Annotated in this window: 20 protein-coding genes and 1 pseudogene; 13 read left to right on the forward strand and 8 right to left on the reverse strand. The window is 44.7% G+C overall.

Going from position 1 to position 25,855, the window contains the following annotated elements; translation table 11 throughout:
* Positions 1 to 76: 76 nt before the first annotated feature.
* Positions 77 to 730: an oxygen-insensitive NAD(P)H nitroreductase gene (gene nfsB, locus IEY09_RS01340; protein ID WP_055647526.1), complete on the reverse strand. Its 654-nt coding sequence runs from the start codon at positions 728 to 730 to the stop codon at positions 77 to 79.
* Positions 731 to 1,148: 418 nt separating this feature from the next.
* On the opposite strand from nfsB, the gene IEY09_RS01345 reads away from it, so the two are divergent.
* The 4 genes and pseudogenes from IEY09_RS01345 to IEY09_RS01360 all read left to right on the forward strand — a co-directional run bounded on the left by IEY09_RS01345 (position 1,149) and on the right by IEY09_RS01360 (position 4,565).
* Entirely contained in the window at positions 1,149 to 2,159 is a 1,011-nt protein-coding gene (locus IEY09_RS01345) for a sugar-binding protein (protein WP_088586777.1), read from the forward strand.
* A gap of 155 nt (positions 2,160 to 2,314) precedes the next feature.
* Positions 2,315 to 3,291: pseudogene (locus IEY09_RS01350) on the forward strand (transposase).
* A 291-nt stretch (positions 3,292 to 3,582) separates the two neighbouring features.
* Positions 3,583 to 3,810 (forward strand): hypothetical protein, encoded by a 228-nt coding sequence (locus tag IEY09_RS01355; RefSeq protein WP_188869539.1) that lies wholly within the window; start codon positions 3,583 to 3,585, stop codon positions 3,808 to 3,810.
* Positions 3,811 to 3,845: 35 nt separating this feature from the next.
* Entirely contained in the window at positions 3,846 to 4,565 is a 720-nt protein-coding gene (locus tag IEY09_RS01360) for a hypothetical protein (RefSeq protein ID WP_188869541.1), read from the forward strand.
* 686 nt (positions 4,566 to 5,251) lie between these two features.
* On the opposite strand, the gene IEY09_RS01365 is transcribed toward IEY09_RS01360, so the two are convergent.
* The 3 genes from IEY09_RS01365 to IEY09_RS01375 are packed head-to-tail and all read right to left on the reverse strand — an operon-like array spanning position 5,252 to position 7,390.
* Entirely contained in the window at positions 5,252 to 5,977 is a 726-nt protein-coding gene (locus IEY09_RS01365; RefSeq protein WP_011625361.1) for an amino acid ABC transporter ATP-binding protein, read from the reverse strand.
* A complete protein-coding gene (locus IEY09_RS01370; RefSeq protein WP_037414942.1) occupies positions 5,970 to 6,650 on the reverse strand; it encodes an amino acid ABC transporter permease in 681 nt (226 codons plus the stop codon). The genes IEY09_RS01365 and IEY09_RS01370 overlap by 8 nt, the downstream gene beginning before the upstream one ends.
* A gap of 5 nt (positions 6,651 to 6,655) precedes the next feature.
* On the reverse strand, positions 6,656 to 7,390 hold the full coding sequence (locus IEY09_RS01375) for a basic amino acid ABC transporter substrate-binding protein (protein WP_188869543.1): 735 nt from the start codon (positions 7,388 to 7,390) through the stop codon (positions 6,656 to 6,658).
* A gap of 367 nt (positions 7,391 to 7,757) precedes the next feature.
* On the opposite strand from IEY09_RS01375, the gene IEY09_RS01380 reads away from it, so the two are divergent.
* Entirely contained in the window at positions 7,758 to 8,582 is an 825-nt protein-coding gene (locus tag IEY09_RS01380) for a hypothetical protein (RefSeq protein WP_140906488.1), read from the forward strand.
* Between the two features lie 4 nt (positions 8,583 to 8,586).
* Here the strand turns inward: IEY09_RS01380 and IEY09_RS01385 are convergent, their stop codons facing one another.
* The gene (locus tag IEY09_RS01385; RefSeq protein WP_047535402.1) at positions 8,587 to 9,477 is read right to left on the reverse strand and encodes a LysR family transcriptional regulator; all 891 of its coding nucleotides are present in this window, start codon (positions 9,475 to 9,477) and stop codon (positions 8,587 to 8,589) included.
* Between the two features lie 121 nt (positions 9,478 to 9,598).
* Here IEY09_RS01385 and IEY09_RS01390 point away from each other — a divergent pair, with 121 nt between their 5' ends.
* From IEY09_RS01390 to IEY09_RS01415, 6 genes are all read left to right on the forward strand, one after another.
* Complete coding sequence (locus IEY09_RS01390) at positions 9,599 to 10,033, forward strand: CidA/LrgA family protein (RefSeq protein WP_037414933.1); 435 nt, start codon at positions 9,599 to 9,601, stop codon at positions 10,031 to 10,033.
* Positions 10,033 to 10,767 (forward strand): LrgB family protein, encoded by a 735-nt coding sequence (locus tag IEY09_RS01395; RefSeq protein ID WP_037426123.1) that lies wholly within the window; start codon positions 10,033 to 10,035, stop codon positions 10,765 to 10,767. Before IEY09_RS01390 ends, IEY09_RS01395 begins: the two co-directional genes overlap by 1 nt.
* A gap of 181 nt (positions 10,768 to 10,948) precedes the next feature.
* Complete coding sequence (locus tag IEY09_RS01400; protein WP_188869545.1) at positions 10,949 to 11,425, forward strand: GNAT family N-acetyltransferase; 477 nt, start codon at positions 10,949 to 10,951, stop codon at positions 11,423 to 11,425.
* Positions 11,426 to 11,651: 226 nt separating this feature from the next.
* Entirely contained in the window at positions 11,652 to 13,127 is a 1,476-nt protein-coding gene (locus IEY09_RS01405) for a carbon starvation CstA family protein (RefSeq protein WP_188869547.1), read from the forward strand.
* Positions 13,128 to 13,383: 256 nt separating this feature from the next.
* The gene (locus IEY09_RS01410) at positions 13,384 to 15,060 is read left to right on the forward strand and encodes an OpgD/OpgG family glucan biosynthesis protein (protein WP_037414921.1); all 1,677 of its coding nucleotides are present in this window, start codon (positions 13,384 to 13,386) and stop codon (positions 15,058 to 15,060) included.
* A 187-nt stretch (positions 15,061 to 15,247) separates the two neighbouring features.
* A complete protein-coding gene (locus tag IEY09_RS01415; RefSeq protein WP_037414918.1) occupies positions 15,248 to 16,717 on the forward strand; it encodes an inorganic phosphate transporter in 1,470 nt (489 codons plus the stop codon).
* Positions 16,718 to 16,739: 22 nt separating this feature from the next.
* On the opposite strand, the gene IEY09_RS01420 is transcribed toward IEY09_RS01415, so the two are convergent.
* Entirely contained in the window at positions 16,740 to 17,693 is a 954-nt protein-coding gene (locus IEY09_RS01420; RefSeq protein WP_372841885.1) for a DUF72 domain-containing protein, read from the reverse strand.
* 310 nt (positions 17,694 to 18,003) lie between these two features.
* Here IEY09_RS01420 and IEY09_RS01425 point away from each other — a divergent pair, with 310 nt between their 5' ends.
* Positions 18,004 to 19,368, forward strand: coding sequence for a diguanylate cyclase domain-containing protein (locus IEY09_RS01425; protein ID WP_188869557.1), 1,365 nt, complete (start codon positions 18,004 to 18,006; stop codon positions 19,366 to 19,368).
* 80 nt (positions 19,369 to 19,448) lie between these two features.
* On the opposite strand, the gene IEY09_RS01430 is transcribed toward IEY09_RS01425, so the two are convergent.
* Positions 19,449 to 21,341: a methyl-accepting chemotaxis protein gene (locus tag IEY09_RS01430; RefSeq protein ID WP_047535423.1), complete on the reverse strand. Its 1,893-nt coding sequence runs from the start codon at positions 21,339 to 21,341 to the stop codon at positions 19,449 to 19,451.
* A 260-nt stretch (positions 21,342 to 21,601) separates the two neighbouring features.
* On the opposite strand from IEY09_RS01430, the gene IEY09_RS01435 reads away from it, so the two are divergent.
* The gene (locus tag IEY09_RS01435) at positions 21,602 to 23,128 is read left to right on the forward strand and encodes an EAL domain-containing protein (protein ID WP_052183972.1); all 1,527 of its coding nucleotides are present in this window, start codon (positions 21,602 to 21,604) and stop codon (positions 23,126 to 23,128) included.
* A gap of 54 nt (positions 23,129 to 23,182) precedes the next feature.
* On the opposite strand, the gene pepN is transcribed toward IEY09_RS01435, so the two are convergent.
* Positions 23,183 to 25,816, reverse strand: coding sequence for an aminopeptidase N (gene pepN / locus IEY09_RS01440; protein ID WP_037414906.1), 2,634 nt, complete (start codon positions 25,814 to 25,816; stop codon positions 23,183 to 23,185).
* Positions 25,817 to 25,855 lie beyond the last annotated feature (39 nt).

Below are 25,855 nucleotides of genomic sequence, written 5' to 3' on the forward strand. Positions count from 1 at the left end.
GATGGGGCAAGGTCGAAAATACCCTTGTTCACTTATGCAAAACAAGGGTACTTACGGTTAGCTTAGGCGTCAGGATTTAGATTTCAGTAAAGATAACTTCTTGTGCTAAACGTGACTTAGGTAATTTAGCATTAAAGTCTTCTTCAGAGCGATAACCAAGGGCTACAATCACAGAAGCGCATAGACCTTTTTCTCGTAAGCCTAAGACTTGATTAAGTTTAGTCGCATCGAAACCTTCGATCGGGCAAGCATCAATATCGAGCACGCTGGCACCTAACATTAGGGTGCCGAGTGCTAAATAGACTTGTTTTTCCATCCAATGCTGGGCGTCTTTTAGCTCAAATTTATGCATATTGGCAAAGAAAGAGCGACCATTATGTTGGCCTTGTTTGGCTTCTTCATTGGCAAAACGGCCATCTTTGGCCTCTTGCTCTAGCACTTGCAGTAAATGGGTTTCATCGAGTTGAGTACGGGTACACAGTACTACCACATGGGAAGCATTGAGAATTTTTTGGGTATTAAAGGCGTAGTTCTCAGTCGCTTGGGCGATCAACGCTTTGCCTTCTGCCGTACCGGCAAGCACAAAATGCCAAGGCTGTGAGTTAGTTGATGATGGGCTGAACTGTAATAAGGTCTTGATGTCGGCAATCTTGTCGGCAGGAATTGTCTTGGTTGGATCAAAGGCCTTAGTGGTGTAACGCTTTTTAGCGAGAAAACTTAAATCACTCATGTAACGGCTCCAAATCATCTAGGAATACAAAATCAACCTCAGCATTTTAAGCAGGTTTAGGCAAAAAACAATGTGATCAAAACGGCTATCAGTTTCAAAATATTTTTGAAACTGACGGTTGGTTCAGCCATTGCAAATGCTTAGGGCCGAAACACGCCCTAGGTATTAAGTGAGGATATTTAGCGGTCAAAATAAACAATCTATTCGCGATCGAATCTAATGTGATGTGTTTCTATTTTATTGTTTATATGTGCTTTTTATCTTTTGTTGGCCGTTAGCAGTGTACAATAGCATTGTGAATGCATGATGTAGATCAATGATACTTGATAACAACGTTATCTCTCATGTCGCTAACGCTATTCCTTTGCTACATTTTGTTATGAAGCTTTAGTGACGGTTTCATTTGTTGGGAGGACGTGTGACAAGATTACTTATGTTGTTTATTACCTTCAGTTTATTACCCGTATCCTCTGGCTATGGAAAAGATCTGAAATTTGCTGTTGTGCCGAAATTTTATAGTGTTTTTTTTGATCAAAGTAAAACGGGCTGTATAGATGCCGCGGCTGAAATAAAAGGTGTGGAATGTGTATATCGAGGGCCAGAATCAAGCAGTGTTAGATTGCAAGACGAGGTCATAAACCAACTGATTGATGAAGGTATCGATGGGATTGCTGTCGCGGTTACGCAATCTAAGTATCTTTTTGAAAATAGCTTAAAAAGAGCTAAAGAAGCCGGTATTCCAATTGTCACCTATGATTCAGATTTTGATGCTTCCATCAACCAAGACCCCAAGAATTTTCGCTCAGCCTATATCGGTACAGACAATTTCGAATTGGGTAAATCATTAGGTGAACAATTAAAAAAATTACGGCCTAATGGTGGGACGCTTATCATGCAATCTGGGCGCCCTGATTCTCCCAATTTGAATTTAAGACTGATGGGGGTTCGCTCTGCGTTGTCGGGAAAAAAATACGATATTCCTCCAGGGAAATTACTTAATAACGAGCAGGGCTGGACAGAAGTGAGAGAACCTTTGTTTAATTTTGACCAACTTAGTCAAGCGGTTAAGCAGATGGAGTCTGTTATGAAAGGCAAGCCAGTGAAAGCAGACTCATTTATTGCTGTTGGTGGTTGGGCTCAAAATGATGCAGCGCTTTACCGTGAGATGATTGCCCCATACCAAGGAAAAATTAGCAACAAGGAGGTCGTCGTTATTATTACTGACACCTCTCCAGAGCAATTAATGATGTTGAAGGATAATCTTGCGCATATCAATGTCGGTCAAAATCCCTATGAAATGGGCAGGCAGGCAATTTTGACGCTTTATAAAATTGTCACCAAACAAAAGTATCAAGAAATAATTTATACACCGGTGACATTTTGCTCTCCACAGAACTTCAATACCTGTGAAAAGCGTACAGGAATGTAATGTCAATGAGCCTCTATTACTTAGGGGAACTCTGCAAGAACTGAGCGATTACTGCGAACATCTCGAAAAGCCACATAAACTGGACACCCAACCTCAATAGCGCGGTAGCTAACTTCCGACTATGCTTTGGTTAAGCATTGAACAAGGAGGTTTGTATGCCGCGCCCTCGCCGAACTCAGATAAGTCTTGAAGACACATCTTATTACCATTGTTGTAGCCGCGTGGTGCGGCGGGCGTTTTTATGTGGCGATGATACCTATTCGGGTAAAAACTATGACCATCGCCGCGCTTGGGTGAAGTCATTATTGTTTGAACTTGAAGCGGTTTTTGCAATTGATGTAGCTGCTTATGCGGTGATGTCGAATCATCTGCATGTGGTGCTACGAGTCGATATCGAGACTGCCAATCGTTGGACTGACCGCGAAGTGCTTGAGCAGTGGCATAAGCTATTTAAAGGCGATGAGTTAACGCACAAATTCGCCAAAGGTGAGTTGGTCGAGGCGTATGAGGTGAACAATTAAAGCACTCAATTGCTCTTTATCGCAGTCGTTTGTGTGATATCTCATGGTTTATGCGCTGCCTCAACGAACCGATTGCAAGACAAGCAAATCAAGAGGATAACTGTACAGGTCGTTTCTGGGAGGGGCGATTCAAATCGCAAGCCCTACTCGATGAAGCTGCGGTATTAGCCTGTATGGCCTATGTCGATTTGAATCCGGTTCGAGCACAACTTGCTGATACGCCAGAACAATCCGACCATACCAGTATTCAACTACGTATTCGGGTCGCATTAAAAGGTGAGCAGCCAAGCAATCTCCTACCTTTTATCGGTAACGAGTGCGACAACCAACCCAATGGCATTGCGTTTTCATTAATGGATTACCTCGAATTAGTCGATGATATGGGCCGAATTATTCGCAATGATAAACGTGGACACATCAGTGAAAATAGCGCCAAGATACTGAATAGATTAAATATTCCCCGTGACAATTGGCTCAAGCTGACAACCGAATTTGGCAAGTTATTTCATGGCTCTGTTGGCACATTGCAAGAGCTGACTGATTACTGCGAACATCTCGAAAAGCGACGACGGCATTTTGCTAAATGCTGCCAGCACTTTAACAGTAACTGACAACGACTGACATCATTTCAAAAGCCCCATCCAGAACACTTCCCAAGCGCTATGGGCCAATTTACCTCGTCTGAAATGCTCCATTTTTTAAGGAATTAGCGTAATTTTTTGCCTTAGATGTTGTCCCCGCGATAGTTGATGGTCCCTATTTAAACCATTTTAACTCGGACAAGTTGTAGGCAAACATAAATATTGATTTATATTGGGTGGCTAAATTTATTTGAATGAGGGTAATTCAGTTACTGACGCCATCACAGATACTCACTTTGTTGATGTAAAAGATACTAAAAAGTGTCAGATACGAAACAGATGAGAATACAGCGTGATGCAGCTAATGCAGAAGGTAAAGAGCATATGGTCATAGTTGGTGATCATTCTCAGGTTTCAAAGAGCATGGCAAGAAAATCCACAATTGTGAGAAGGTCTGATTTAGGTCCTAAACAATCTCAATCTGTCCAAGGGGTTGTTAGGATATCTGGTAGATTAGATAGCCTTCGATTGAAAAAGCTTGATAAATAGTCTACTGCTGATGAAATAGTTTATGAGTAACGTTTATGATAATTGAAATCCATGGTAGCAAGAGTGCTATCCAGAAATGCTTAATGCACATAGAACAATTACCTAATGGGTTTAGACCGCTCTACTTTAGTGAAAATGAAACAGGGGTGGATAAGGTAAGCAATAGGTATTCAGATACTACTAGATTTGAAGACTTTAAATCCGAGAATCCATTGGGATACTTTCTTCATTCTGAAAGTTGTATGATCGATGTGTCTTTTGACGGAGATCGGTCTTCAGTTTTTTTTGATGTGAAAAAGAAAAAGGCTATTGTCGATATCCCGAAGTTAATGGAATGCTTTTCTATTGATGGTATTCATTATGCCATTGCTTGTGAATGGGAAGAATGGCGATATAGAAATGGATTGGTTAAGGCTTTTGGGAGTTCAACCGTTGAAAACTGGATCGGAAGGGATTACACGAAATATCTTCCTGGGGTATATTGGCTTAATTTAATTCCTAATTCTCTTTTTAGTAAGTTGGGTATAAACAAGGAAAAGATAGTAGGTTCTGCTTACTTTTCTCAGAGGTTTAACGACAGCTTTTATTTAATTAAGATGTTTGAGTTTCCACAGGATTGGCAGGATTACGCCCCTAACTTAGATGACTTGTGTGAACAAGATAATGGCATTTTCTCTAAGTGGGGTATCTGGGACGAATTACAATTGATTGATGATCAGAAATCGTACTTATTAGAGTGTCAAAAATACCCTTAGATTTTCTTGGGAATTTTTGTTGCCTAAAACTGGGAAGAGATAGGGCAAGTACAACCTTTCTCTAATTAGCCCCATTTAATGGGGCTTTTTCTTGCTTGAAACTGAGTAACTCGACCTGCGGCCTGGGCAGTTGTTACCGGTAGAAGTGATCAGTCTCTAACAGCCGTGTGCGCAACTTTGTGCAGTGCCGCCATTTGGCGGCACTGGCGTAATTGAGCGTTTCTACTGTTCATTAGTGATCAGTTCTACTGTTTTGGACTGCTCAGTCTGCTGCGAGTTTTGACCAAATGAGTTTTTGGAGATCATTCGCTTAAGTTCATGCAACGAAAATGGATGGCTTGTTTATCGGGTTTAATACTAACGCTCAATAATCGCCTTACAAATATTAATCCGAAACCAATGGAGTAAAAAATCTAGCAAGGTTTTGTCCCTTTGCTTTTTACGTACATATCGCAAATGGGTAGTTAAAATTGGCATTGGGGCACCAGTGACCGTTGGCGACATGGATGTCGCCGTCGAGCCTATAGGGATACTTCATGTTAAATAAAGAGGCGGCGAGTCACTGGGGAAACAATGACAATAAACTCCATAAATAGATAAAAAGATTAATCGCTTCTGTCTCAAAGCACGCTGAGTCTCATCAAGCAAATACCATTGTTCACCTTTCAATGTTGTATAAGTCTTTATTACCTCAGAACTTTACTTAAAAAGCTTTGGGTTCTGGCTTCTTTGGGGCGGGTGAATAATTCCTCGGGGATATTGGACTCCACCACATAGCCGCCATCCATAAAGATGACTCTGTCAGAAACATCGCGCGCAAAGCCCATTTCGTGGGTGACAATCACCATGGTCATGCCTTTTTGTGCTAAGTCCTTCATCACATCCAGTACATCGCCGACCATTTCGGGGTCGAGTGCCGAGGTGGGCTCATCGAATAGCATCAGATCAGGCTCCATCGCCAGCGCGCGGGCAATGGCAACCCTTTGTTTTTGTCCACCCGAGAGACTCGAAGGATAGGCATTAGCTTTATCCTGCAAACCCACTTGAGTGAGCAGCGCCAGCGCCTTGTTATCGGCTTCGGCTTGGGTCATTAACTTTAGGCTCACTGGCGCTAAGGTAATGTTTTGCAAAACGGTTTTATGGGGGAATAGGTTGAAGTTTTGGAACACCATGCCCACTTTTTGCCGCAATTTATCGACACAGGCATCCTTGGCGGTAATGGATTGCCCTTCGATTTCAATATCCCCTTGGGTGGGTTTTTCTAACAGATTGATGCAACGTAAAAAGGTGCTTTTACCGCTGCCGCTGGGGCCGATCACACTGACCACTTCGCCTTGGCGAATATGTTCGTTGATGCCCTTAAGGACCGCATTATCGCCGTAACTTTTGTGTAGGTTGGTTATGTTAATCACTTTGCTTCAACCTCTTTTCGAATTTCGACAGCATAAATGTGAAGCTGTAGGTCAGGAACAGGTAAATCAGCGCACAGGTAAAGAGTGGGATACTGTCCTCAAAGGTACGGCTACGGATAATCTCGCCCGCCCGCATTAAATCCACGCCGCCAATAAAGCCAATTACGGCGGTTTCTTTGAGTAGCACGATAAACTCATTGCCTAACGCGGGCAGAATATTCTTAATCGCCTGCGGCAGTATAATCAGCTTCATGGTCATGGCTTGCGATAGTCCAAGCGAGCGTGCTGCTTCGGTTTGACCTTTATCGACGGCTTGGATCCCTGCACGAATAATCTCAGAGATATAAGCGCCACTGTTTAAACCAAAGGCGATAATGGCGGCGGTAATTTTATCGACATCGAATGCGGCCAGCACGATGAAGTAAAGGATCACTAACTGCACCACCACAGGCGTGCCGCGGATCACGCCAACATACAGTTCGGCGGGGAAGCGGATATACCACTTAGATGACATCTTCATCAGTGTGGTGCCCACGCCTAATACTGCGCCTAATAACATGGCGAAGAAGGTCACAATCAAGGTGACTTTTAAGCCATTTAAAATCAGCAGTATGCCTATCATGCCGTCGTCACCAATGGGACTAAACAGCGAAGTATTGATTGCTTCTAACATAGGGATCACTTGATATGGGCTGAAACGAGCGTCTGATATTGGCCGCTTTCTTTCAAGTTTTTCAGCGTATGATTAATACTATTGAGGAGTTCGGGTTGCTGTTTGGAGACGGCAAAACCATAAAACTCGGGAGGAAAATCCAGCTTAATCAGTTTGAGATCGGGGTTTTTCGCCAGATAGTTCGCCGCGGGTTCGCTGTCGAATAGTACTAAGTCGACTTTGCCATTCTTCAGCTCCATAATGGCTTCAAAACCTGTGTTAAACGCCGTGACATTTTGGGTGTACTTTTTAGACATCATATCGGCGGTTGAGCCGAGCTGTACCGCAAAGTGTTTATCTTTAATGTCATCAAGGGTATGAATGGTGTCGTTATCTTTATTGACGAGCAGCACTTGAGTGGCTTCGTAATAGGGCTCAGAAAAGTTAACGCTGGCTTGGCGCTCTGGCGTGATGGTCATACCCGAGGCAATAAAATCAATCTTGCCTGAGTTTAGCGCGACGATCAGTGAATCGAATTTCATGTTTTCGATTTTAAGCGTCTTGCCGGCATCTTTAGCGATTTGCTTGGCGAGCTCAATGTCGAAGCCTTTGATTTCGTCGCCACTTTGTCCGCCAACGTATTCAAAGGGTGGAAAGGCCGCATTGGTGCCAACCACTAAAACATCATTACTTTTCCCACATCCAGCTAACAACAAGGTGGCAGTCAGCGCTAGGCCACCTAATAACATGGATTTTTTCATTTAAGACTCTCTTTTGAATAACTAGCAATGTGGCGACTATAGGAGGATTGCGTATTTGTGTCAATAATTATGCTTTATTTATGATTAAAAATTCACTGCCAGAGTGGCTATTTAAATAACGAACATCATGTTTATTATGATTGTGGTGTTTGATATCAATAGTTTTTTAAAAGGTTATGAAATTGTTTAGGGTGACCGTGAATAGCAATTTAGCGCTTTAAAGTGATGAGGTGAGCTAATTTTTATTCACTTTAGTGAATAGGCTGGATTTTTATGAACTATCTCAGATACAAATGATGCAAAATTGATTAAATTAAACTTAAATAATCTAATTGGCAGTTTTAAATCGCAATTGATGGAGCACTATGTGAAATACCAAATTTTGGCGCCTGTAGCGTTGCTTTTAAGTTTAGCAACCTCTGTTTATGCAGAGGAATCAACCCAATGGCATTACACTATGGGCATTCATGATTTTATTGTCGAACAAGAAAATTCGCATACCTTTGGGGCCAATGGCAATATCATTATTGAACATACCACCGCATCGGATATTTATCTGTCTGCGGTGCTGGATATGTTTATCGATATTGATAGAGATAAGCTGGATCCTGACCATATTCCGATGTGGTTTAAATCGGAATATGCCGCTCTTGGGGAACTTTATCGTTTTTCCCCGCAGTTATCCTTAGGTTGGCAAGTGGATTTGCAGGGCAAGCGTAATACTGTGAGTTCAGTGGAGAAGCAGGCGAAGTTTTTTCCAGGACTAACAGCCAATTATCAAGGCCAACAAACCCAAGCCCAGCTTAAGGCGGGTGCGGGCTATTACTTTTTGGAGATCGACGATGACGTGCCCCGCACCCGAGGTTACGATAGAGGCGATTTTGGTAATAGTGAGTTTGCTTACACTGTAATGGGTAGCGTTGGTGTTGATTTAACGCCCAAATTAAACGTGAACTTAGCCGCGCAAACTTGGAACGATGGCGATCAATGGCTTGAAAATCAATATCGCTTCAGCATGAGTTACGATACTGATTACTGGGAGAAGGGCAGCCAGTGGTTACTGTATGTGGAACACACTGAATACAATCTAGACCACTATGCTAAGGAGAGTGTGCATTCACCTAACTACTTGCCCATCCTGCCTTGGGATAACGATACCTTAGTGCGTTTTAGCTTAGTCGTGCCTTGGTAGGAGGTTATTTTTGCGTTAAGTGCTTTTTAACTAACGCGATCATCGCCTGTGCCGCAAAGGACAATACTTGTTCTTTGCGCCAAAATAGCGATAACTCCCAGCGCAATTCGTCACTCGCCAGTGGAATATTGACCACCCCCGCCACACTATAACGCCGCGCGATCGAGCGCGGCAGTATCATCACGCCAGTTCCCGCAGCCACCAGTGCGATACCAAAGTCCGCTTGGCTAACACGGGTGATATTTTGAGGGGAGAATCCGGCTTGCTGACAGGCGTTGAGCACCAATTGATGCAGGGTGTATTCAGTCTCAAACATCACTTGTGGCTCATTGATTAAGTCATGGACTGAGAGTATTTCCCTGGTAGTGAGGGGATTTTCCTTGGGCAGCACTACCACCATAGGATCGTTAAACACTCGAATGCCGTCATAGCCATCATCAAGGTCGATTATGCCAGTGGCCAGTTCTATTTCGCCCTTTTGAATTGCCAGCGTTTGCTCAACGCCACCACGGACTAACAAGTGCATTTCGATTTGTGGATACTGCTGGCGATACTTGGCAATAATAGGGGCAAAAATTTCAGCACTGCCGAGCGGCGCGAGACCGAGTTTTAATTCACCCGCAGTCAAACTGCGCTGGGCACTGAGTTCGGCCAGCATACGTTGGCGTCCGGCCAATAACTCCTTACCATGGCGATAAACCACTTCTCCTGCTTGGGTGAGTTTGACTTGAGTGCCACGTTTGCCGCGCTCGAGTAGTACCAAATCGAGTTCTTCCTCTAACTGGCGTAGCGCCTTGGAGAGGGCGGGTTGGGTGAGATGAACCTTTTCACTGGCTTTACCAAAACCGCCAGCATCGATGATCTCGATAAAATAGCGCAGCACTTTGAGATCCATTCTCGCCCCTATAATGCATTCTTAAAATTCATGGATTACATGCTTAATATTCATTTTTTTTATTTAATAGGCAAGCCTAAAATGATCCCATAGTAACTTTTGGTGTAAATCGAGAAACCGCATGTCTTTCCTACAAGCCGCAATACGTCGATGCCGTCATGGGGCTTTATTGTTAACTCAAATTGGCCTCTTTTGTTTATTGTCTTTTGCCTGCCATTGGTTTGCCTCTTGGGCGCATTCACCAGTGCCTGGTAGTGTATTAGGTTTAGGTCTGTTGCTGATTTTGTTAGCGACTAAGTTAATTCCTGAAAATGCCGTGCAGCTCGGCGCGGCTTGGCTTATCGGTGAGCTGCTGCTGTTTTTTATTCCGCCAGTGATCTCAGTTATCAAGTACGAAGGCCTGTTTGAGCAATATGGGCTGAATATTCTCTTCACCTTAGTGATGGGCAGTGTGTGCGTGATGGTGGGTACGGGATTTGTGGTTGATAGAGTGTTTCGCTTCGAGCGTCAGCTCAATATCAAAAAGCATGCGCGTCGCCATGCTAAGGCCGTGTAATGTCGAGCGTTAGCTTAAGTCCTGCGGTTGTCTCTGAGTTAGTGTTTTCGCAGACGGGATTGGCACTTATCAGCTTGTTATTAACACTATTTTGTTATTTTGCTGCGAAGCGTTTGTATAAGCGCCACCGGGTATGGTGGTTAGCGCCGATTGTACTTGCGCCTGTAGTGATCACGCTCTTGGTGTTTAATCTCGATATTCCACTGCCGACTTATTTTGAATACACCCATTGGTTAATGGCGATGTTAGCACCTGCGACAATCGCATTTGCCTTGCCGATTTATCGGGAGCGTAAACTCATTCGCCAATATCCGCTGACCATTGCCCTTGGCGTGGTGGCTGGACTGTTGCTGGGCATGGTGTCGAGCTGGCTATTAGTCAAATTTGTGCCTCTACCTGTGGAGCTTGCAAAGAGTTTGTTAGTGCGCTCCGTCTCGACGCCCTTTGCGATGGAGGCCACAAGCGCCTTTGGCGGTGTGCCAGAACTGACCGCCATGATGGTGCTCATCACCGGCATTATCGGCATGTTAGTGTGCGAGCCGCTGTTCAAGTTGATGCATATTCGCACCTCTTTAGGCAAAGGCGTGGCCTTGGGCGCTTCGGCCCACGGTGCGGGCGCCGCCAAAGCCAGTGAGTTAGGCCAGCAAGAGGGCGTCATTGCCAGTTTGACCATGATTTTTATCGGGATTGCGATGGTGCTGGGCGCGCCCGTATTTGCCGTGATCTTCAGTTAGTGTGAGTTAGTGATTTGCTGAGTTTGCGTTAATCCTCCCCACCTTAATTGTGATTTTGTTTGTTTAAATGATGTTGTTTTGCCTCTTAGGGCGCTAACCTCTGCTTGGGTTATGCGCCCATTTTTTTAGCTGACAGCGAATGTCGAGATGTCATGATGATGAAATTGAATAGAGATATAGGATGGATAAGCAAACACGCGTATCGAATGTGACGTTACGGCCGATCAAGCAGAGCGATCTGGAGCTGATCTTCGCCCATCAGCAGGATCCGATTGCTTGCCAATTGGCGCAGTTCCCCTCGCGGGACCGTGAGGCGTTTTATCTTCATTGGCAGCAAAATATCCTTGGGCAGGCGTCGGTACTGGCACGGGGGATAGAAGTCGATGGTTTGCTGGTTGGCAATATTGGCCATTGGCATATGGATGGTCAGGCGATGATTGGTTACTGGATTGACCGCGCATTTTGGGGGCGCGGGGTCGCAACCTTAACCTTGAGCACATTTTTACCGTTAGTGACCTCAAGGCCGCTCTTTGCCCATGTGGCACTGCATAATGTTGCATCCCAGCGGGTGTTGCTGCGCCATGGATTTGTAAAGACGGACAGACTCATTCAAGAGGAAGATGATACGGCGCCATTATTTGAATTTGTGCTGAGTTAAGGCTTAAACAAGCTATACAGCCAATCGCTGAAACACTTATAGAGAAGATTGGATTTATTTTTTACAGACAAATTATTTGAAAAATCTATTTAGATAAGCGAGTCTTATCGTAAATTTAGATTTATCAACCCGACTTTAGTCTAGTATGTGATGGCTTGATCTCATTGGCTAACTCAATGAAACTCTCTAGTTAATCACCTTCTACTAAAGTATGGATAGTTAAATAATGTTAATTTTCTTCTTATGTCTTGCGCTCTTAGTGCTGGCATACAAGTTTTATAGTCCGTTTGTTGAACGCCAAGCTGGGATTGATCCTGAAGCGCAAACACCCCAAGCAAGATTCGAAGATGGCGTGGACTATGTGCCCGTTCACCCCGCCAAAGCGTTTTTAATCCAATTTTTAAACGTTGCCGGTGTCGGGCCGATTTTTGGCCCTATTCTAGGGGCTTTATATGGCCCAGTAGCCTTACTCTGGATTGTGTTAGGCAACATTATCGGCGGCGCGGTGCACGATTATTTCTCTGGGGTGTTAAGCATAAAAGAAGATGGAAAGAGTCTGCCTGAAATCGCGGGCCACTATTTTAACATCTATTTTAAAGGCGTGATGCTGCTGTTTACTGCGATGTTACTCTTTTTCGTGGGCGTGGTGTTTATCATGAGCCCTGCAGGACTACTCAGTAATCTCGATTATTTTAAAGATACTATTTTTGGCAATAACACCTTCTGGGTATTAGTGATTTTGGCCTATTACTTCTTAGCCACTATGCTGCCAATAGATAAGATCATCACTAAGCTGTACCCCGCGTTTGGCCTATTAATGATCGTGATGACCACTTCGATTGCAGTGGCTCTCCTCATCAATGCACCGCAGTTACCCGAAATGGGCGATGTGTTCGCGTACTTCAACCACAGCCATTACAACAATGAGTTATTGGAACCTAACCCCGATGGTTTACCGATTTGGCCATTACTGTTTGTGACTATTACCTGTGGTGCTATCAGTGGTTTTCATTCAACTCAAGCACCTATCATGGCTCGCTGCCTGACAAACGAGAAATACGTTCGCCCAGTTTACTACGGCGCTATGGTGGCTGAAGGTGTGGTGGCTTGTGTATGGGCGACTGCGGGGATTGCGGCCTTCCCGGGCGGATATGTTGAGCTTAAGAGCTTACTAGACCAAGGCGGCCCTGGCTTAGTGGTTAACCAAGTGGCTACGAGCTATCTTGGGGTATTAGGCGGCGTGATGGCAATTATTGCGGTCGCTGTATTCCCGATTACCTCGGGGGATACTGCGTTCAGATCGCTGCGTCTAACCATTATCGACGCTTTTAATATCCCTCAGAGTATGCGTAACCGTTTGCTGGTAGCGGCGCCTATATTGACCATCGCTTACTTTATGACCAAGATCGACTTCTCCTTGATCTGGCGTTATTTTGCTTTCTCAAACATGCTGCTATCGACCAGTGTGCTATGGTTGGCGACAAAATACCTGTTCGATAGAGGCAGTTTTCACTGGATAGTAAGCTTGCCTGCGATTGCGGGCACCTGTGTGACAGTGTCTTACATTGTTACCGCAGGTATTGGTTTAGGTTTACCTCAATCCCTGAGTCAACCAGTGGGCATCGCCGTGGGGGTGGTGTGTTTAATCGCCTTGATTATTGCTCACAACAAACGCAAAACAGTAATAGATACAAAGTTATAACTTAATTGGCTTTATGACCATAAAGGGCTGCATTTTGCAGCCCTTTTTAATACTATTTTCATAAACTGGCGTCAGTATTGAATATTGTCACTGTGACATATTCCATTGCGTCGAAATTATGTTAGATTCTGGCGAACTGATGAAGATAGAGTTATTGTTATCACTGTCATCAACAGTTCTCCACAGGGCAGTCACTGCAATAATGCTTACTTTTGCAGAGAAGTGTCAGGAAGTTACACCAATTCAGAGTCTGCTTATGCAACCCAATTTATTTCCCGAACAAAGACATTTAAATCCTGAGCCGATGGTGATGCCATCGGTAGAAGCTCAGTCTACTCGTAGCCGCTTACAACGGATGGTTGGCAGCGTACTGCTCACCTGTAGTGTGTTGTTAAGCTTATCTGCTTGTGCAGCGGGTAAAGCCAGTGCGCCGCAGGAAGAAGAGTTTAGCTACGCTTGGTTAAAAGGCTATGCCCATACGCTGGCGACAGAGTCCTATGTAAGCCACAAGGGTGAGTTACCAAAAAGCTTACAGGGCATGAGCTGGGATGATTACCAGCAATTCCATTTCAAGAAAAAAGCCGCACTGTGGCATGAAGATGATTCGGAGTTTCGCGCCGAATTGTTCCACTTAGGTCTGTATTTCGATACACCAGTGCACATTTACCAATTGGAAAATGGCAAGGCTAAACTGATTGAATATTCTCCTTCTATGTTCGATTACGGTAAGTCGAAGGTAAAGGGTAGCCAGCTTCCTAAAGATTTAGGTTTTGCAGGCTTTAGAATGCAGTTCAACACTGACTGGCAACGTGACGTGGTCGCCTTCTTGGGCGCAAGCTATTTCCGCGCGGTCGGTCAGGAAATGCAATATGGTCTTTCTGCCCGTGGTTTGGCGGTTGATACTGCGTTGCCTAAGCCTGAAGAATTTCCGATGTTTACCCGTTTTTGGTTAGAGAAGCCGCAACCAGGTTCTAATATTGCGACTGTGTACGCTCTGTTAGATTCACCAAGTGTAACTGGTGCTTATCGTTTCGATATCGAGCCGGGTGAGCGTTTGAAGATGAAGGTTGATGCGGCGATTTATCCGCGTAAGGCTATCGAACGTTTAGGCGTTGCACCACTGACAAGTATGTTCATGGTCGGTGAGAACGATCGCCGTACAGGTTACGACTGGCGTCAAGAGATCCATGATTCAGATGGACTTGCCATGCATACGGGGAACGGTGAATGGATTTGGCGCCCTCTGGGCAATCCAAGTAACTTGAGATTCAACGCCTATAGCGATGAGAATCCAAAGGGCTTTGGGTTAATGCAGCGCGACCGTAATTTCGACCACTACCAAGATGACGGCGTATTCTATGAGAAGCGCCCAAGTCTGTGGATTGAGCCAACAGGTAATTGGGGTAAAGGTTCGGTGCAGTTAGTTGAAATTCCAACACTGGACGAAACCTTCGACAATATCGTGGCTTTCTGGAATCCTGCAGAGCCCATTCAACCAGGCCAAGAGTTACTCTATAGCTACAACATGTACTGGGGCGGTACTCCACCTGTGCAGTCACCCCGTGCCCGCGTAGTGGATACCTTTACTGGTATTGGTGGCGTAGTTGGTCAAAAGCGTAAGTACTATAGCAAGCGCTTCGTGATTGATTTTGCTGGTGGTTCTTTACCAATGCTGGGTAAAGATACTCAAGTGAAAGCGGTTATTTCAACTTCACAAGGCCGTGTGGAAATCGACTCTGCTCGCCCACAACATGCGATCAATGGTTACCGCGCTATGTTTGACCTCGTGCCGCCAGAGGATAGCGTTGAGCCGATTAACCTAAGAGTTTACTTAGAAGTAGATGGTCAACCTTTGTCTGAAACGTGGATGTACCAATGGACACCACCGCCGATGAACGAACGTGAACTGCATAACGCAGGTCATCTACAGTAAGCTATATGGGTGAATCAAAACGCCAGCCTCAGTGCTGGCGTTTTTGTATTAAGCGATTTGTTAATTGCAAGTTGGATTCAAAGTTATTGAGCACTAATTCACTTTTTGAAAATCTAAATAATTTTTCACTGTCAAATACCCAACCTTGGGCGTAATCTGTGGCGTCCTCGTCATAGGTTCGCGATTTATGTTTGAGATATTTACCTCTATCGGCTTTGGTTGGTCGGTGGCTTTAGTGCTGGCAGTGTTATTTGTGTTGGCCTACGAATTTATCAATGGCTTCCACGATACCGCCAATGCTGTTGCGACGGTGATCTACACCAAAGCTATGCCTGCAAATTTAGCGGTGGTTTCATCGGCCCTTTTTAACTTTGCGGGAGTGTTACTTGGCGGACTTGGCGTAGCCTATGCCATAGTACATCTTCTTCCCGTTGACTCCTTATTGGGGATGGACTCCACTCAAGGGCTGTTAATGGTGTTTTCACTGTTATTTTCCGCCATTATCTGGAACTTAGGTACTTGGTACTTTGGTATTCCAGCTTCTAGCTCCCACACCTTAATTGGTTCGATTATGGGGGTTGGTGGCGCATTTGCTTGGATACATCACCAGCCTATATTGCATGGCATTAATCTCACTAAAGCCACGCAAATCATGTTATCTCTGATTATTTCGCCCACCCTTGGTTTTGTGCTGGCTGGAGTACTGCTATTGCTGATGAAGTTCATGTGGCAAAAGCATAAGATCCACCGTACGCCCGATGAACAATTTCAGATTAATGGTAAACGCCATCCACCATTTTGGGCGCGCGTGAGCCTGATAGCTTCGGCCATGGGGGTGAGTTTTGCCCACGGCTCGAATGATGGGCAGAAAGGCATAGGTTTAGTGATGCTGGTGCTTATCTGTATGGCCCCAGCGTATTTTGCCCTCGATATGAGCAGCCAGTCCTATGATTTGGCAAGGACGCAGGATGCAAACCGGCGGATTATGGCTATTTATAGCCGCAATCAAGCGATAATTAGCGATTTAGTTGATGTAAAAGCACAGCTTGAGGCGAGTGATGAGCTGTTGAGTCATTGTTCGGCACAGACCGTGTTACCCGCGATGTCGTTGCTTGATCGCCGTTTGGATAAGGCGAATAGTTTTCAAGATATGACGGTAGAAGAGCGCCGTGAAGTGCGTAGGTTGTTGCTGTGTATCGATGATACCGCTCGTAAAGTGTCTAAATTAGACTTACCAGCCAAGGAGTTAAGCTCTTTAGCTAAATGGCGTAAGGATTTGACTAAATCGACCGAATACGCGCCGCTTTGGGTGATCGTGGCGATTGCGACTGCCTTGGGTTGTGGCACGCTTGTGGGCTGGCGGCGAATTGTTTATACCGTGGGAGAAAAAATAGGCTCGTCTGGAATGACCTATAGCCAAGGTATTGCTGCGCAGGTGACGGCTGCGGCTTCGATCGGGATTGCCAGCGTTACGGGTATGCCAGTTTCAACTACGCATATTCTATCTTCGGCGGTTGCGGGTACTATGGTTGCTAATCGCTCTGGGCTGCAAAGCCAAACCATTAAGCAAATTCTATTGGCATGGGTACTCACGCTGCCTATTACGATGTTCTTGTCGGCATTGGTCTTTATTCTCGCTAACTCAATTTGGGGCTAAGCTGAAGTTGATATGCAGCCTCTTACCAAGAGAGTTGCATTTGCGCAGTAGGATCTGCCAATGGTGGTGTGTGTAACTTGATTGTTGGTAAGCAAATCTCAGCGGCGATTTGCTGCTGTAACTGCTGATATAAACGAACTGCGAGCTCTGGAGCCGTTTGATTGTCGGGTGTATGGATAAAAAGATAGGGTTCTCGACCTTCTTTAATCCAGAGGGGAAGTTGCTGTAACCAATTGTTGAAAAAGCTATCGTTGTTTTTGATCTGTAACTTATCGTTATTGGCGGCTAAGGCTTCGATAGTACCATCGGTTTGTCCGATAAAGCGAACCACTGGCGCATTTGCAGTTGCGATAGCATGTACGGGCAATTGTGGTTTTTTCTTATGGGCATCAATAATTGCTTCGCTAGCGGGCGGTAGGGCAAACAAGGGCCGACTGTCCATAATGATGCGATTTACCTGTTTACCCATCAGCAAGCGGTTTAGTGCTCGCTCAGCCTCTCCCTTCGCAAAAAAGGCTAAATGCCGTACTTCAACGCCATAGGTCAAGCCTTGGGGAAGCATTTCTAAAAAATGCGCCAAGGTTGTTAGTTGCTCCGGGCCAAAGTAGGCGGGAAGTTGGATCTTCCATAGCCCAGTTTTTTCAGCCAAGGGCGACATCACCCGAAAGAATTCCATTAGTTCCTGCTGACAATGTTGCAGCTGTCTTTGATGGGTGATGAGCTGCGGTAGTTTAAAGGTAAAGCGAAAGTCATCTGGTGTTGCGCTGTGCCAGTTCATCACTGTTTGTGTATTTGGCGTGGCGTAAAAACTGGTATTTCCTTCTACAGTGTTAAAAATGGTTGCGTAGCGGGCTAGGCGATCGGCTTGCTTAGTTGTTGCACCATAAACACTGCTTTGCCAATGCTGATGAGACCACATTGCAAGCCCTAGGCGAAAATGATTCGCTTGGTGTGAAGGTGACTTAAGCGCCGTCAAAATAACTCCAGATATAATCAACTAAATTTGAATTGGCTATTGTGCTCAAAGAGTTTTATCTCAGTCAAATACTAAGCATCTTGCGGATGCTGTTATTGGGTTAAGCTAATGTCCAATCCGGCTTTATGTATGGAATGTTGTAATAGTGGAACTGCCATGCTAATTAACCTACTCTAATAGTATGATATTATGTACTATTAACCTTAATCATCGAGTATTCGCGCGTTGGTTCTATACAGGGATGCAAAGCTTAGCTGCAATAGTCAGTTAGCTATTCTCGTTTTGTCTGCTGGCGTGGTGGGAGAGTCGTGTGAAAAACGAAGGTTATACTTCACTTGGTCGCTTTATTGATTTGCTATTAGATGCCATCTGTGTGGTAGATAAATCGGGGCGATTTGAATTTGTGAGTGCGGGTGCTGAACGTATTTTTGGTTACACGCCAGATGAAATGATTGGTATGCAGATGTTGGATTTGGTTTTACCAGAAGACCGTGAACGTACGCTTGCTGCGGCCAATGAAATTATGACAGATCACTATAAAATCGATTTTGAAAATCGTTATATACGCAAAGATGGCAGCATAGTGGATATTCTGTGGTCAGCCCGCTGGTCTGATGAATATCAACAACGCGTTGCGGTGGCTCGCGATATTACCAAAAATAAAAATGCTGAGCGTCGGCAAGCCGCGTTATACGAGATTTCTGAGGCGGTTCATGTGGCCGAGGATTTGTTATCCCTCTATAGTCATATCCACCAGATCATTGCAAAACTTTTACCCGCAGAAAATTTTGCTATCGCGCTTTATGACCAAGATTCAAATCAATTAGATTTTCCTTACCAGTTATCGGTGTCCGATCAAAATATCGCATATATCAGTAATGCTAATTATTTTGCTGAGCAGATCATTCAAACGGGACAATCCTTACTCTTTTGTCCCATGTCGAACACGCTTTCATCGCCATTAGCAGTAACTTTTAAAGATTGCTGGCTCGGCGTGCCGTTGAGATTGCACAAAGGGGTGATTGGCGCGTTGATAATGCATAGCAACCCAGGTTCAAGAACCTATACTTCACAAGATTGTGAATTGGTGGAGTTTGTCTCGACTCAAATTGCGTTCGCCATCGAACGTCGTCAAATGTTGGCTCGCTTAGAGCAGATAGCACTCTACGACCAGTTGACTCATCTACCCAACAGAGAGTTATTTTACGATAGGTTTCAAAAGGCTTTATCTCGAGCGCATCGAGAGTCGAGTTATTTCTCTTTACTTTATTTAGACTTAGATAAATTTAAATGGGTTAACGATACCTACGGACATAGTGTGGGAGATTTGTTGTTACAAATTACTGCGCAGCGGCTTCTTAGCTGCGTGAGAGTTTCTGATACGGTCGCGCGTTTTGGTGGCGATGAATTTGTTATCTTACTGGAGCGAGTTGATTCTGCACACAATACCTTGCTCGTTGCTCAAAAAGTGCTGGATATATTGAATCAGCCTTTTGAGCTTGTAGAGCAGCAAATTCATATTTTTCCAAGTATTGGTGTCGCTTTGTATCCTGAGCATGGCAAAGATGAACAGCAACTTATTTCCTGCGCCGATGCTGCCATGTATAAGGCTAAAAAGAATGGTGGTAATCGTATTGAGTTGGGGTATCAAGGTTTGAAGGGAAAGCACTTATAGGCCAGTGTTAAGACTCTAACTAAAACCCGCTGTAACGAAAATCGCTACAGCGGGCGTTTATATCAATGCAACAAGTGTATTTATAGTTTAAAACGTGACACTTCCTGTTGCAGTGAGGCGGCTAAGTGAGCCAACTCCTGTGACTGCACCATCGCACTTTGGGCCTCAATAGAGAGGTTTTCTGAGACTTCACGAATTGATTCGGTATTGCGATTAATTTCGCTAGTAACAGAGGTTTGTTCCTCTGCGGCCGTTGCAATTTGGCTTGCCATATCAGATATCTCATTAATTGCTTTGCTTATCTGCAGCAGGCTCTCGCTGGCTGAGTTGGCATCAGCCACACTCGTTTCTGCCATATCATGGCTTTGAGTCATGGATTTTACGGCTTTGCCTGCTGTTTGTTGCAAGGTTTCAATCATTGCCTGAATTTCTTGGGTTGATGAGTGAGTGCGTTGCGATAATACGCGAACTTCATCGGCAACCACGGCGAAACCACGACCTTGCTCACCTGCGCGAGCGGCTTCAATGGCTGCGTTTAACGCAAGCAAGTTGGTTTGTTCTGCAATCCCACTGATCGTTAATAGAATGCTATTAATTTTTTGTGAGTGCTCATTCAGCTCGCTGATAATACGTCCTGCGGTATCAACCTCATTTGCTAAGTTACGAATAGATTGCTGACTTTGCATCACTTGTTTTTGACCATGATTCGAGAGGCTCACGGCATTTTGCGCTGTTTGCGCTGTATGTTCGGCGTTGCTGGCAATCTCTTCTGTGGCGCTGGCCATTTCGGTCACTGCGGTGGCGACCATGGTCACTTCATCCTGCTGAACCGCAATGCGTTGGCTGTTATCTGCCGCAGACGCACTGCTGCCCTTAGCTTGGTATTCAAGTTGGCCCGCAATATTGTGCATTCTCGAAATCATGCCGTGTAGACGTTCGACAAAGCGGTTAAAACCTGAGGCTAAGATCCCAATTTCATCATGGCTGTTTGCGGTGTGAATTCTCACCGTCAGATCGCCATCGCCCTCTGCGATATCATTTAGTGCCAAAGCAACTCGTTCTAAGTCTTTGAATTGCATTTTGAAGATTGCGACTAATACTAAACCAAACATTACCAGTAACCCAGCGCCTACGGCGGACATCCACCAAGCGAGCGTAGTCGCTTGCGACATGATTTCTTGTTTGTTCATCACAAATATTAACGCCCAGTCGGTCGACGGAACGTTCGCTACATAGACTAACTGAGTCTCACCATCTAATTCACGCTCTTCCATAGTATTGGCATTGGCGCGTTGTGATAGCCAGGTGGGGGTAAAATCAGAGTCAATAGTAGTAAGTTGTTGATTATTTAACTTACTATTTGGGTGACTAATAATTAGTCCTGTGTTGTCTACCATCAGGGTGTAGCCATTACCGGGGACTTCGAGCCGCTGTACCGCATCGGTGAGTTGGTCAATGGTAAGGTTTGCCGCGGCGACACCGAAGAGTTGGCCCGCAACCATCACTGGCTCAGCGATAGTCACAACTTGTTTTTTAAGGGTGGCGCTGACATAGGGAGCAGTCATAACCATGCTATTAGCGGCTTTTGCATCCATATACCAAGGGCGGACACGTGGGTCATAGTTTGCGGTATTGAGCGCTGGATCTTGGCGGTACATGTTGCCTTGCTCATCACCAAAATAGGTGAGCGCAAATCCCATTGCATTATGTGCTTGTAATAAATAAGGGGTAATTTGCACACTCGGGTCAGCCTCTATGGTCTTTTTAAGGCTTGTAATGGCTGTTTTTCTATCTTTCATCCACAGTCCAATACCTTCGGCAAAAGTATTCGCTAGTTGATCAATCTCGCCTTGGGTATTGCCTATAGCATGATTTCTAATGACGTAGCTTGAAATACTAACCAGTACTGCAACAGTGATGAATACGGCTAAGAGACTACTAAAAAGTAGGCGAGTTTTAAGTGTTGAACGCATATTCTATTCCTTTAAATTCCGCTAGCAACCTAACGTTAATAAAGTATAGCGGCTGAAATAGCTAAAGCATTAATGGTTGATCATTCAGATTTGATAAAGTTGTGGCTGCTAACAGTATTTTGTTTTGTATAAGTATTTTCAAAAGTTACTTATATCATGGTGAACTTGTTTTATTGCACAGTTTTGAAAGGCTTTTTAGCATAGTATTCCTAAAGTGTCATAAGCAAGTGCACTCAAACATAAGTAAGAGAGTAGTATAGATGAAATGGAGTTTTCCTCGCTGGTGCTTTAATCCTTGGTTACATTCATGCTTAATCTTTCTTTTACCAATACTTTTAGCGAGTACAATTTATCCTTGGTTGACGGCCTATAGCATAGAAAAAAGGTTTAATCGTGATTTTGATGAAATAACACTTACTTTTGCAAATGGTGTTGATGATTTTAAGCAAAAAAATATTGAACGGGCATTTGCTAAATTATCTTTTACCTGCAATGAAGATGATATTGCGTTACTCAATAGTCAATCCTTGAGTCCAGCAATTGTTCGTTTTATTCAGCTAGAACTTGCCGATGGTAAAAAATGCTCCAATATCGGTCCGCCAGTCAATTACCATCTTGATCGATCTCGAAGTTTATTTTTTGGCACACAACAGGTCGATATTGCGACAACGGTCGCGGCCACCGATCGTGCTCGTAGTCTTGCCTATGCTTTTCATTTAGGTGAGCAGAAGTTAGTCGTGCTGACTAATAGCTCTGTTTATAACGAAACCCTATCTAACCTTTGCCACGGTTGTTATCAATTACTCATCAGTTATCAAGGGCTTTCCCCCATGGTTAGGGGGACAGAAAATCTTGATGAAAACCACAGCATTATCAAGAAATCTCGTTATATTAAAACGTTAGATGTCACCTTAACCTTAAAGGCGGGTGATGATCTCTATTGGCAAGAAGCCTATCGCATTAGTGTCGTACTCTTTATTGCAGCGTTAATTGCAGCATTTTTAGCTGTGATTTTTTATTGGAACTGGCAATCTGCCCGGGTGTCGCTTGGTATGTTGCTGCAAAAAGGAATGAGTCGAAAAGAATTTATTCCCTATTATCAGCCCATTATCGATTGCCGTTCAGGCGACGTTGTTGGGCAGGAGATGCTGGTACGTTGGCGTCGATTCGATGGTGTATTAGTCCAGCCCAATCAATTTATTCCTTATGCTGAGGATTCGGGGCTCATATTACCGATCACCGATTTATTGCTAGATCAGGTGTATCGCGATTTAGCTCAACTAAAAGGCTGGGTAAGCATCAATATTGTTGCGCAGCACTTAGAGTCTGGCTTGTTGAGTCAATGGTTCTCTTTAAACCGAGATCCCATGGTTAAGCGGATTGCATTTGAGCTGACGGAGCGCAAACCTATCACTCAATTTGAGCTAGCCTTAGCTGAAATAAAAGCCGTTTTACCATTGTGCCATGACTTTAAACTGGATGACTTTGGTACGGGTTTTGGCGGTTTTAGCTATTTACAGCGACTTGGAATTAATAGTATCAAAATTGATAAGATGTTTATCGATACCATTGGTACAAAAGATCTTAAGGGAGCTGTACTTGATGCCATTATTGCCTTTGGACACGAGTCGAATATGGAGATGATTGCCGAAGGCGTGGAAACCCAAGAACAGGTAGATTATTTAGCAGCTAAAGGGGTGTATCAACATCAGGGCTATTTTTATTCTAAGCCACTACCATTGAAAGAGTTATTACATTTTTATCTACAGGTTTCCCATGTAAGGTAAAGATCAAGGCAAAAAGAAGAGGCTCATCAGAGCCTCTTCTTTTTCAACTCATTATCAGTGGGTCATTTTATTTTTGATTAGCACGCAACGCTGCTCTGCTTGACGCGTTTCTAATAAAGTACGACGGCTAAGATTAGATAAGCCTGTTTGGCTGTCTAATACTTTATCCAAGGCGGTAATACTATTGTAATTACAGTCGGTTGGGATCAAGTTACGGCTGTAGCTACGCATAAACACTGGGCCCTTTTTGTCCATATCGGCTAAGTTTGCGAGGCGCTCTTCGGCGGTGGCTGCGCTTAAGAGTTTTTGCTCAGCAGGATAAAGGTTTTCCATGATGATGCGCTGCTTAGCAAACGGTAGGGCATCGGCGTGGACTTTACTCAACCAGCGACGTTTTGCGGCAGCTTCAGGACGGATCACTTGAGCGGCTAATGCCGCTTTTTCCCCAGAATCTGAGTTATCGCGTGCTATTTCCCGTGTTATACGTTGCTGCGCATTCGGGAAGTCGTAGCGATTAAGCTGGATTATGATAGCCCAGCGCAGATCTTGATCTAAAGTTAACCCTTTGATTTTAGTAGTGCCGTCTAGCAATTGCGCTAAATGACGTAAACTGTCACGATCGCTGGCTAATTGGATATAGGCATCGAACCAGCGGCGCTGGAAGTCATTGTCCCCTCGACTCTCCATGGTCTTACGAAGGCTCATTTGCGCTAAGCCTTTAACTGCATTTTCAGCATAGTTTTGCTGAATAGGCGCGATCTGCGCGAGGTATTCTTTACTGCGTAGCAAGCTAGAAATAATTTGACCGACCACAGTGTAGTCATTCTCCGCTGGGGCGTTGACGAATACTGTGCTGAGGTATTGATCTAAACTCAGGTTGCCCTCACGTACACTGTCCCACAAGCTTTGCCATAACATTGAGCGCAATAGCGGATCTGTAACTCGGCTTAACTGTTGCTTGGCGGTATCGAAGGATTTTTCATCGAGTTGCACCTTCACAAAGCCCCAATCATCATAGTTGGGGTAAACCAGATCGGGACAACGCTCACCGACTAATTGTTTCACCTCGGTACGCTCGCCCTTGTAGGTTACTGGTACTGTGGTCTCATGCCTTAAATCGAAACGTCCTTTAGTAAACAGTGCAATTTGGACTTTTTGCTCCCTCAGTGTCGGTAGTTCGCTGCTAGCGGGATATTGCAATAGGCTAAATTCGCTAATGCGGTTACCGTCGCAGCGGTATTCGGCTTTAATGGTGTTTACCCCAGCGCTGTATAGCCATTCCTGTGTCCATGCGCTTAAGTCTCTGCCCGCAGCTTTAGCGAGGCTATTGATAAAGTCATCAAGCTCGGCATTTTGGTAGCTGTATTGTTTGAGGTAGTTGCTCACGCCGCGGCGGAACACCAGATCACCAAGTAAATGGCGTAGCTGCTTGAGCGTCGAGGCGCCTTTTTGATAGGTAATAGCATCGATATTGTCGAAGGCATTTTGGGTGGTCGCTACAGGCACTTCAATCGGATGGGTAGTGACTAAGCTGTCTTGCTCATAGGCGCGCTGTTTGCCTTGAGCATAAAAACTGCGCCAAGCATTCGTAAATTCTGTGGCTTCTTGGGTCGCGAGTGTACCCATAAAAGAAGCAAAACTTTCGTTTAACCACAGGCCATTCCACCACTTCATCGTGACCAAATCGCCAAACCACTGGTGGGCCATTTCGTGCATAATAACACCCGCCAAGCTTTGTTTTTGCTCGGCGGTCATTTCTGCTTTGTGGAGGAAATGATCTTCGGCAAAGGTCACTGCTGCTGCGTTTTCCATTGCGCCATAGAGAAAGTCTGGCACTAGGATTTGGTCGTATTTTTTAAAGGGATAAGGAATACCAAAATAGGCATCAAAGAAGGTTAACCCCTGTTTTGTATAGGTAAACCAGTCCTGTGGGGTCACTTGGTGAGCAACGGATTGTCGTGCAAATAATCGCATAGGATAACGGCCGGAATTATCCTGCCACATATGGTACGGGCCTGCATGCATAGAGAAATTGTAAGGGCTTAATTTAGGCGTTTCAGGAAACTCCCAACGATTAATGGTCCCCGCAGGTGTGACAGAGGACTCGCGCATGGTACTGATCACTTGCCAATCCTTCGGCGCGGTCACACTGATTTTGTAATTGGCTTTTAAATCGGGTTGATCAAATACTGCAAACATCTGTTGAGCAGCGGCAGGCTCAAAGTGAGAGTAGAGGTAGACCTTGCCATCGACGGGATCTTGGAAGCGATGCAAGCCTTCGCCATTAGTGCTGTGCGCTCGGGTAAATTGCACTTCAACCGTGTTATCACCCGAGGTCAGTAAGCGGGTGTTTAAGCTGATATAGGCACCATTGTAATTGGGGTAAATGGCGGTTCCGTTAATCAAAAAACGCTTAATTTGTGCTTTGCTTAGATCCAAGCTCAGTTGCTTAGGAACCTCGCTAAGATTGAAGTGGATCTTAGTTGTTGCGCTGAATTGCGTGTCACCTGTCAGTTGAAAATCCAACTCATAATGCACATCCGATATTACCTGTGAACGTAGGCTTGCCTGATACTGGCTGATATAGGGACTGGCGTCCCTTGGCCCTGTATTTAAAGGACTTTTAACGGCGCACGACATTAATGCAGAGCAGGTGAGGGCGACTAGGCTAGCTTTAAACAAATTCACTACTTAAATCCTTCAACGATTTACTTTATTTATGGCGTA

The organism is Shewanella xiamenensis, from assembly GCF_014647135.1.
GTDB lineage: Bacteria > Pseudomonadota > Gammaproteobacteria > Enterobacterales > Shewanellaceae > Shewanella > Shewanella xiamenensis.